The following is a 2500-nucleotide window of genomic DNA, read 5'->3' on the forward strand; positions in this document are numbered from 1 at the left end:
CTAAAAAAATTATCAAAAAAAGTTTGTTTGGGAAAGGAAAAGGGTTTTATATTTGCGCCCTCGTTCGGGGCACTGCTGTGCTGGAGGGCGTGGAAGTTCTTGGGGATTTATTGGGTTTTTTGTGGGGGTTGAAAAAATATTTCAATTTTTTTTCAAAAAACATTGTGGGTAAAAAAAAGAGTAATTATATTTGCACCCGCTTAAGAGATAAACGCCTTAAGGGATAATAAAAAAGTTCATAGACATATTGAATTGACAGCGTAGGAAAATGTTTGGAAACGGACATTTTCAACAAAGAGAATAGGCCATTTTGAGTACCAAGGAGAAGGAAGAACAATTCTGTTAGTTGTTAAATAATATTTAAGAATTAACGATGAAGAGTTTGATCCTGGCTCAGGATGAACGCTAGCGGCAGGCCTAACACATGCAAGTCGAACGGCAGCGGGGAAAAGCTTGCTTTTCCGCCGGCGAGTGGCGCACGGGTGCGTAACGCGTATACAATCTACCTTTTACAGTGGGATAGCCTTTAGAAATGAAGATTAATACCGCATAGTATATAGGATCGGCATCGGTTTTATATTAAAGATTTATCGGTAAAAGATGAGTATGCGTTCTATTAGCTAGTAGGTAAGGTAACGGCTTACCTAGGCGACGATAGATAGGGGCCCTGAGAGGGGGATCCCCCACACTGGTACTGAGACACGGACCAGACTCCTACGGGAGGCAGCAGTGAGGAATATTGGACAATGGGCGCAAGCCTGATCCAGCCATGCCGCGTGCAGGAAGACTGCCCTATGGGTTGTAAACTGCTTTTGTACGGGAAGAAACACCCCCTCGTGAGGGGGCTTGACGGTACCGTAAGAATAAGGATCGGCTAACTCCGTGCCAGCAGCCGCGGTAATACGGAGGATCCGAGCGTTATCCGGAATCATTGGGTTTAAAGGGTCCGTAGGTGGATTGGTAAGTCAGAGGTGAAAGCCTGCAGCTCAACTGTAGAACTGCCTTTGATACTGCTAGTCTTGAGTCGTTGTGAAGTGGTTAGAATATGTAGTGTAGCGGTGAAATGCATAGATATTACATAGAATACCAATTGCGAAGGCAGATCACTAACAACGTACTGACACTGATGGACGAAAGCGTGGGGAGCGAACAGGATTAGATACCCTGGTAGTCCACGCCGTAAACGATGGTCACTAGCTGTTCGGACTTCGGTCTGAGTGGCTAAGCGAAAGTGATAAGTGACCCACCTGGGGAGTACGTTCGCAAGAATGAAACTCAAAGGAATTGACGGGGGCCCGCACAAGCGGTGGAGCATGTGGTTTAATTCGATGATACGCGAGGAACCTTACCAGGGCTTAAATGCAGTCTGACAGGACCAGAGACGGTCTTTTCTTCGGACAGATTGCAAGGTGCTGCATGGTTGTCGTCAGCTCGTGCCGTGAGGTGTCAGGTTAAGTCCTATAACGAGCGCAACCCCTGTTGTTAGTTGCCAGCGAGTCAAGTCGGGAACTCTAACAAGACTGCCGGTGCAAACCGTGAGGAAGGTGGGGATGACGTCAAATCATCACGGCCCTTACGTCCTGGGCTACACACGTGCTACAATGGTAGGTACAGAGAGCAGCCATGTCGCGAGGCAGAGCGAATCTACAAAACCTATCACAGTTCGGATCGGAGTCTGCAACTCGACTCCGTGAAGCTGGAATCGCTAGTAATCGCATATCAGCCATGATGCGGTGAATACGTTCCCGGGCCTTGTACACACCGCCCGTCAAGCCATGGAAGCTGGGAGTGCCTGAAGTCCGTCACCGCAAGGAGCGGCCTAGGGTAAAATCGGTAACTAGGGCTAAGTCGTAACAAGGTAGCCGTACCGGAAGGTGCGGCTGGAACACCTCCTTTCTAGAGAAAGACGACTAATAAGAATACCTTAAAAAGGGGAAAGACATGACTTGTTCTCTTCTGCTGTCAATTTAATTTTTACAATAATTAAGTAGAGTCTCATAGCTCAGCTGGTTAGAGCGCTACACTGATAATGTAGAGGTCGGCAGTTCGAGTCTGCCTGAGACTACTGGATTTAAGATCTGCGATTTACGATTTGTAGATTTATGGTTTTAAACGTTCATTAAATACTGAAAAGGAAATTCTAGAAGTTGAAGTAATTATCGACTAATTACTAATCACTAATTACTAACGACTAGTAAATGGGGGATTAGCTCAGCTGGCTAGAGCGCCTGCCTTGCACGCAGGAGGTCATCGGTTCGACTCCGATATTCTCCACAGGGCCAAGCGTAAATAAAATGTCTTGTAGACATTTTTAGCGCAGGAGCCAGATGGCGCGTTGGCGTTGTCATAAAGTTCATTGACATATTGAAAAAGATACATGAAATAAAGCTGGATATTGATATCCAGCGACAATATTATTGTAACGAGCAATAATGTAAACTCATTAAAAAGACAAAAAGTACAATAAGCTAAGTAAGGGCGTATGGGGAATGCCTAGGCT

The 2500-nt window shown here is 45.9% G+C and carries 1 protein-coding gene, 2 tRNA genes and 2 rRNA genes (1 of these 5 cut by a window edge); all 5 read left to right on the plus strand.

From position 1 onward, the window contains the following. A partial coding sequence (locus tag C1T31_RS14160) for a hypothetical protein (RefSeq protein ID WP_207764288.1) occupies positions 1-227 on the plus strand: 227 nt, incomplete at its 5' end. Positions 228-370: 143 nt separating this feature from the next. Next, positions 371-1896, plus strand: a 16S ribosomal RNA gene (locus tag C1T31_RS13935). A 95-nt stretch (positions 1897-1991) separates the two neighbouring features. Further along, a tRNA-Ile gene (locus C1T31_RS13940) sits at positions 1992-2065 on the plus strand. Between the two features lie 135 nt (positions 2066-2200). Further along, positions 2201-2274 (plus strand) — tRNA-Ala (locus C1T31_RS13945). 187 nt (positions 2275-2461) lie between these two features. Further along, positions 2462-2500: ribosomal RNA gene (locus C1T31_RS13950) — 23S ribosomal RNA — on the plus strand (it continues 2783 nt past the right edge of the window). Together the 16S and 23S rRNA genes with 2 tRNA genes alongside form the textbook arrangement of a ribosomal RNA operon.

This window comes from Hanstruepera neustonica, from assembly GCF_002895005.1.
Taxonomy (GTDB): domain Bacteria; phylum Bacteroidota; class Bacteroidia; order Flavobacteriales; family Flavobacteriaceae; genus Hanstruepera; species Hanstruepera neustonica.